Annotated in this window: 8 protein-coding genes; 5 read left to right on the forward strand and 3 right to left on the reverse strand. The window is 64.4% G+C overall.

Going from position 1 to position 6,793, the window contains the following annotated elements; all coding sequences use genetic code 11:
• The 3 genes from BT98_RS28480 to BT98_RS0119715 form a co-directional block, all read right to left on the reverse strand.
• Positions 1 to 130: thiamine pyrophosphate-binding protein (locus tag BT98_RS28480; RefSeq protein WP_155985213.1), on the reverse strand; the 130-nt coding region annotated here is incomplete at its 3' end.
• Between the two features lie 43 nt (positions 131 to 173).
• Positions 174 to 1,118: an AEC family transporter gene (locus BT98_RS0119710; protein ID WP_027297446.1), complete on the reverse strand. Its 945-nt coding sequence runs from the start codon at positions 1,116 to 1,118 to the stop codon at positions 174 to 176.
• A gap of 154 nt (positions 1,119 to 1,272) precedes the next feature.
• Positions 1,273 to 1,983 (reverse strand): IS6 family transposase, encoded by a 711-nt coding sequence (locus BT98_RS0119715; RefSeq protein ID WP_027297447.1) that lies wholly within the window; start codon positions 1,981 to 1,983, stop codon positions 1,273 to 1,275.
• A gap of 433 nt (positions 1,984 to 2,416) precedes the next feature.
• On the opposite strand from BT98_RS0119715, the gene BT98_RS0119720 reads away from it, so the two are divergent.
• From BT98_RS0119720 to BT98_RS0119740, 5 genes are all read left to right on the forward strand, one after another.
• Positions 2,417 to 3,568, forward strand: coding sequence for an IS110 family RNA-guided transposase (locus BT98_RS0119720; protein WP_172539899.1), 1,152 nt, complete (start codon positions 2,417 to 2,419; stop codon positions 3,566 to 3,568).
• Between the two features lie 142 nt (positions 3,569 to 3,710).
• Positions 3,711 to 3,962 (forward strand): hypothetical protein, encoded by a 252-nt coding sequence (locus BT98_RS0119725; protein WP_126281738.1) that lies wholly within the window; start codon positions 3,711 to 3,713, stop codon positions 3,960 to 3,962.
• Between the two features lie 105 nt (positions 3,963 to 4,067).
• Positions 4,068 to 4,709 carry a ParA family protein gene (locus BT98_RS25245; RefSeq protein WP_126281737.1) on the forward strand — a complete coding sequence of 214 codons (642 nt, stop codon included), beginning with the start codon at positions 4,068 to 4,070 and terminating at the stop codon, positions 4,707 to 4,709.
• A complete protein-coding gene (locus BT98_RS25250) occupies positions 4,706 to 5,287 on the forward strand; it encodes a DUF3102 domain-containing protein (RefSeq protein ID WP_051544358.1) in 582 nt (193 codons plus the stop codon). Before BT98_RS25245 ends, BT98_RS25250 begins: the two co-directional genes overlap by 4 nt.
• Positions 5,288 to 5,616: 329 nt before the next feature.
• Positions 5,617 to 6,546 (forward strand): replication protein RepA, encoded by a 930-nt coding sequence (locus BT98_RS0119740; protein WP_027297450.1) that lies wholly within the window; start codon positions 5,617 to 5,619, stop codon positions 6,544 to 6,546.
• Positions 6,547 to 6,793 lie beyond the last annotated feature (247 nt).

Genomic DNA, 6,793 nt, shown 5'->3' on the forward strand with positions numbered 1-6,793 from the left:
TCTTCGATCCGGCCGTGGCATCGACCAGACGGATGTTCTCCTCGCCTGGGATGCCGAACAGGTACTCGACTCCCTCGGCTTCGAGGCAGGAGATCACCAGTTCGGCAACAGTGTGTGCATCTGTGCTCATCACGCCATGGCTCCTTGTGGGAGAAGGGAAGGCAGAGACGCATTCAGTGGGTCAGCCAGATGAACGCGCCCATGGTCAGCACCGAAAGCAGGGTGCTGAAGAAGAGGGTGGAGGCCATCTCCTGCTCGGCTACCTGGTACTGCACCGCCAGGATCACGATGATCGAGGCGGCCGGGATCGCCATCGTGACCACGGCTTCGCGCAGCATGTCCGGCGGCAGCCCGACCAGGGTGGCGTAGCCGAGCACGGCGGCGGGCACGACGAGGTTGCGCAGCAGGACCAGCAACCCGACCGGCGCGCCGAAGGAGACGCTGCGGGACCAGAGCACGACGCCAGAGGCGAACAGCGCGACACCGCCGGTGGAGCGGCCTAGGAGCTGGAGGGAATCCCGCACCGAGGCCGGGAACGGCAGGTCCAGCAGCACGATCGCCAGGGCGAGCAGCGGCGCCCAGACCACGGGCTCGCACAGCGCATGGATGACATGGCTCATCATCGAGGCCGGCTTGCCCTCGCCAGCAGTGTTGCGCGAGGCCGTGCTGGCGGAGAGCAGCATGAGGGTCGCCGGCACCTGGATGAGGTTCATCACCAGCCCCGCCACGGCGATGGGAATGGCGCTGACGGCGCCGAAGAGCTGTCCCAGCACCGGCACGCCGACGAAGGGCACGGCCGGGCCGGCGATGGCGAGGGCACGCAGTGCCGAGGTGCCGATCTCCTCTCGCAACAGGTAACGCGCGACGACGAAGGCGACAAGATAGCCGCCCGCCATGCCGAAGAGGATCGCGAGTGCCAGCGAACCCTGGGCGAGGACCTGGTCGCGCGGCGTGCCAACCATACCCGCGAAAAGGCTCAGCGGCAGCGCGTAGAGCATCACCATGCGGTTGAGGACGGAGGCCTGTTTCGCATCGAAGTCATGATGCCAGCCTGCGGCGAAGCCCAGCATCAGCGTGATGACGATGGGCAGGAGTGCGGCGATGATGGTGTCGAGCATGGTCGGGCCCAATGTTCCCGGCAGTCAGGATCGGACATTAGCTGCCCAGGTCCAGCAACCCTTGGAAGATGTGAACAAGGAATACGCTTTCCGGGGATTGTCAACTTGTTGAAGTCGAGGCCGAGTTTGTCCGGCGTGCAGCAGGATTGGCAGCTCATGCTGCCGTTTGAACACACGTCTCCTGCTGCCACACCAGAAAGGCCTTGGCACGAGCACGGCGGAACTGGTCGGCTGACATCAGGTGCCGACGTGGCCGGAAATGGCCATGGATCATCGCATGGGCCGAGAGGAAGCACTGCGCCTGCCTGGCCGACTTGAAGCGTTGCATCTGCCCTTCCCGGCGCCGGGTCGGCCTGTGCGAGTTCTCAGCGCGATTGTTGAGGTACCGGCTGGTCCGATGCTCGGTGTCGGGCAGGACCTCGCGTTGCGCCACGCCGTAGCTGCGCAGGCCGTCGGTGACCAGGCGCCGCGGCTTGTATTGGAGATCCTTCAGCAGCCGCTTGAAGAAGCGCTTGGCAGCACTGGCATTGCGCCGGCTCTGTACCAGGATGTCGAGCACGACTCCGTGCTGATCCACCGCGCGCCAGAGATAAAAGAGCTCGCCGTTGATCTTCAGGTAAACTTCATCCATGTGCCAGGTGTCGCCCGGTCTTGGCCGCCGCTTGCGCAGCTTGGCCGCGAACTCCGTGCCGAAGCGGAGGCACCAGCGCCGGATGCTCTCGTGCGTGACGGTGATGCCCCGCTCGGCCAGCAGCAGCTCAACGTCCCGCAGGCTGAGGCCGAACACGTGATACAGCCACACCGCGTGGCTGACGATCTCCGCTGGGAAGCGGTAGCCGGGGTAGGTCGCGGGGTCGCACGTCATCCAGCGAGCCTGGCCCAGCGCAATCGTTTCGGCAATGGCCCACCAACGTGACAATCCCGTCCGGATCCCTGCACCATAGTCATCGCCCGCACCACACCATGCCTGCTCGCACTATTCTCCCTCGTCACCCTCCTGGCTGCCCGGCTCAGGCCCTCGGATCGAGAGGCTGCGGCCAGCAGTGCCTGGTACCGCAAACCGCGCCCCACCTTCAGCGACACCCTCGCCGCCGTGCGACGTCATATCTGGCGAGAGCAAGGTTTGCTCACGTCACCGCGCAGCGCCCACAGTGCAAAACCCCGCCCAGCCCTACAGCGTGCCTTGTCCTACGCCATCTGCCACAGCGCCTGATGGCCAAAGATACCATGCAGGCCGGCGGAGATCGGGCCAGGCTCAGGCTTTCTCCGGACCGACAGGGAGCTGGCCGATGCGTCACATGGAGCAAGTCGAAACCGCACAGACGGGCGCCACGGTGTTCGTGGCGATGGAACTCAGTAAGATGGCGTGGTTGCTAGCCGTACAGGGGTCGCCGAGCGGCAGGGCATCGTCCCATCGTCTCGATGGCGGGGACGTTGATGGACTGCTCGCCCTGCTGCGGCGTTTGGCGGCTCGCGAGCAAGGGGCGAGCGGTGAGAAGGAGCAAGTCGTCCTGGGCTACGAGGCTGGCTATGATGGGTTCTGGCTGCATCGCCGCCTCGCTGCGGAGGGGATAGCCTGCTGGGTCATGGATCCCGGGAGCCTGCAGGTCGACCGCCGGGCCCGGCGCGCCAAGACTGATCGGCTGGATGCGGTGATGCTGCTACGGGCTCTGACGGCGTGGTGCCGCGGTGACCGGGCGGCCTGCCGCATGGTGCAGGTGCCCTCGGCGGAGCGCGAGGACGCGCGCCGCACCCATCGCGAGCGCCAGCGGCTGATTGCCGAACGCGTGCAGCACGTGAACCGGATCAAGAGGCTGCTGGCTACCCAGTGTATCCACGACCACCAGCCCCTCCGGCGTGACCGGCGGGAACGCTTGGGGGCGTTGCGCACCGGCGACGGCCTGGTACTGCCGCCTTGTCTGCGTCGGGAGATCGAGCGTGAGTTTCTCCGTCTGGAACTCGTGCGCGAGCAGATTGTGGCCGTAGAGGCCGAGCGTGATACCGCTGTGGCGGCACCGGCCACGGATGATGCGGACGTGGCCAAGGTGGCCCTGCTCGCCAAGCTGGGCGGCATCGGCACCGAGCTGGCGACCGTGCTGGTGCGCGAGGCGCTATACCGGCCTTTTGCCAACCGCAAGGAGGTAGCCTCCTATGCCGGGCTCACGCCCAGCCCGTTCGCCAGTGGCGACCGGCACCGTGATCAGGGCATCTCGAAGGCGGGTTACCCCCTCCTGCGCAAGAGCATGGTCGAGCTCGCCTGGCTCTGGTTGCGCTACCAGCCCGGCACTGCCCTCGCGCAGTGGTTCACCAAGCGCGTCGGCGAGATCTGCGGCCGCATCCGCAAGATCTCTGCCGTCGCCCTGGCCAGGAAGCTCCTGGTCGCCCTGTGGCGCTACGTCACCACCGGACTGGTCCCCGAAGACGCGCGCCTGAAGCCAGCCGCAGCCTGAACGACGCAGTTCGACCGGCGCCGCCATCGGGCGCGTCGTGTCGGGCGGGGGTGGTGCGTGACCGGAATTCAACGGGGTTCAACAAGCCGTCGCCAAAGATGGGTCCCACCACCCCGAGCCGGCCTGCCCTGAATGAGGCATCTTGGTGGGAACGACAGTTCCGCCGGATACGAGTGTCGCAGCGGGCTTCTCGCTGCCTTTGCCCGGCTCACCCCCCGCCCGAACGACGACGAAGCTGACAACGCCGCTTGCCAACACGCCTCATACGAGTCGAGCTAAGGGCTCGCTGATCGGCAACTATGATGCCAAGGCAACCTCGATCGACCTGGGGGACGGGGCGATCATCGTGGTTCACGACACGACGGTGCAGGCGAGCGACTTCATTTTCGCCTGATCCATGTCATAGGCCGAGATCACTGACCGGCCAGTGATCCCGACACTCTCGCCAATCTCCGCGGACCTATGATAACCGTCGCTTCTCAAGTTAGGGGGCGGTGTCTTGAAACGTATTTTGGTCGCCTCGCCCAAAGGCGGCAGTGGCAAGACCATGATGGCCCGCAATCTCGCTGCCGCGGCTGCTTGCGAAGGTCTGAAGGTTGCAACCGCGGATCTCGACCCCCAGGCCACCCTCACCATCTGGTCGCGTCGTCGGCCCAAGAACTCCCCAGCGATCCCACATTTCAAGGTGGCCTGGGATACCGCGGATGCGCTGCTGGATGACGATGAACTGAGCGGCTACGAGGTTCTGATCATGGACACGCCTCCCAGCATCGAGACCCAGCCCAAGGCATTCCACGCTCTGCTGCAGGCCGCGGACTTGGTGGTCGTGCCCTCGCGCGCCACATTCGACGATGCAGAGAGCGTGGCGCCTTTTGTGTCCCTACTGCGGGATCGTGGGCGGCCCCACGTCATCGTCTTGAACTTCATCAAGCCGCGGGCCAACGTGAACGCGGTGAAGAACTACCTGATAAAGGCTGGCGACCTGTGCCCCGTCGAGGTTGCCGATCGCACCGACTATGCCAGGGCCGGTGCCAAGGGCCTCGGTCTGGTAGATGTGCCCAATCATGTCGGCGCCGACGAGATCAAGGCGATCTGGAGCTACATCCAGAACCGCGTCTGGGGCCATAAGGAGGTCGCATGAGCAAGCGCCGTCTTACTCTGGACGAGGCACCCGTCCCTGTTCTGATCGAGGGGGATTCAAGGGTTCAGGCCCTGGAGTTCGCCAGGATCGCTCCCCAAGACACCGACCAGTTCGTGAACGAGATCGAGCGCCTGTGGAAGTCGGCGCACGACAGCTTCCTCTCCATCGGCCGTCTCCTCATCAACGCCAAGGAGATGCTGCCCTACGGCGAATACGAAGCGATGGTGCAGAGCAAGCTGCCGTTCTCCACGCGCACGGCCTACCAGCTTCGCGAGGCGGCCCAATGGGCCCTGGGTATGGAGCAAAGCCGCGAGGTGCAGATCAGCCAGCTTCCCGGGTCCTACTCCACGATCTACCTACTGAGCACGCTCGACGCGGGAACGCTCAGTGCCGCCAAGGAGGAAGGGCTGCTGCGGCCGGATCTACGGCGAGCCGAGCTGATAGCCTGGCGCAAATCCCGTCAGGCGCCAGCGGCACAGCCGAGCCTCAAGGCACTTCTGCTTCAGGAAAAGGCCAAGCTGGAGGGGCGCCTGTTGGAGATTGAGCAGGAACTGACACGCCTGCACAACACTGCATAATGCATGCAGCGGTCGGTAGAGTCCGATACTGGGAGGGTTCGGTCGGTAGAGTCCGATGTTTTCGGAGCTTGTGACGGTCCAGACCATGGATTCGCTATGGATTTGCAGGGGGGAGGGTCGGACTCTACCGACCGGATCGAGTCGCCCACAGGAAGAGGCTATCGGGTATCGGACTCTACCGACCTGCTTGTCGGACTCTACCGACCAGACTCGACTTATCCACCGGACTCTGCCGACGAATCTAATAGTTAGAATCAAATACCTTTCAAATAGCCCGGTCGGTAGAGTCCGATCTTTCGTTATGGATACTTCCTGCCATAGAGGGGCTCATGGGCAAGATGCACAGCCTGATCGCTCAGTATGGCGTGGACACCGCCAGGACAATGGTCACTACCAAGGCCGAGCGCCAAGTGGTGGAGGCCGCAGCCGAGATTCTGGCCGAGGAAGACTGCAGGCTGGGTATCACGCATGCCGGGTTCGCGATGACCGCCCTGCCGCACAAGCGCATCGAGGAGACGTTCTGGGAGCGAAGCGGTGGCCCTCACGTCACCCTGCAGGTCTCTTCGGGTCTGGGGAAGGGCGGCGCGCCGGTCGGCGTCCCCTACGGCTCCATCGCCCGCATGATCCTCCTCTACCTGCAGACCGAGGCCATCCGGACAGGCTGCGGAGAAGTGGAGCTCGGTCGCTCCATGAGCGCCTGGATGGGGCGCATGGGGATCGCCACGGGCGGCAAGAACTACAAGCTGGTGGCGGAACAGGCCCGACGCATCTCAGCCTGCCGTCTGACATTCTTCGTGCAGAAGCCGGGGGTAAGGGCGTTCGAGAACGGCGCCTTCGTCAGCGGCGGCATGTCGCTAGGCCCCCTCGACACCACAGGGCAGGGGTCTCTGTGGCAGGAGAAAGTGAAGCTGGACGACAACTTCCTCCGCTCTCTGCGCGATCATCCCGTGCCGGTGCGGGAGGAGGCTCTGCGCATCATCGGCACAAAGTCAATGGCGATCGACATCTATATCTGGCTCGCCTACCGGCTGCATGTGCTGAGCAAGCCAACGCCGATCTCCTGGCTCTCCCTGCACAACCAGTTCGGGGGAGGCTTTGCTCAGGTGAAACACTTCAAGCCCACCTTCAACGACGCGCTCACCCTGGCGATGGCGGTCTATCCAGAGGCCAGGGTCGATATCGAGATGGAGGGCTTGGTGCTGCACCCCTCCCCGCCCGCGATACCTAAGGTAGAGATGGCCAGGCTAGGGCTTGGGTAACAAAAAAGGGCAACCCGAAGGCCGCCCTGGAGGCATCGGCACAGTTAGCGCAAACTCAGAGCCCGCTTCATAACGGCTGAAATGAGTTGAGCGGCGGGGGTTCTGCGCGTTCGGAGGGTGTCTGACGTCCTTCGAGGTGGCCCATGTGGACCCTGGCCCTGTCCCGCTGTGACGGACACCTCTGATAGGCTGAAGGGCCTGGAGGTACGGATGGCAGAGGGTAGCGGAAAGCGCCGGTTCTTTCCGG

This window comes from Roseomonas mucosa ATCC BAA-692, from assembly GCF_000622225.1.
Lineage (GTDB): Bacteria > Pseudomonadota > Alphaproteobacteria > Acetobacterales > Acetobacteraceae > Roseomonas > Roseomonas mucosa.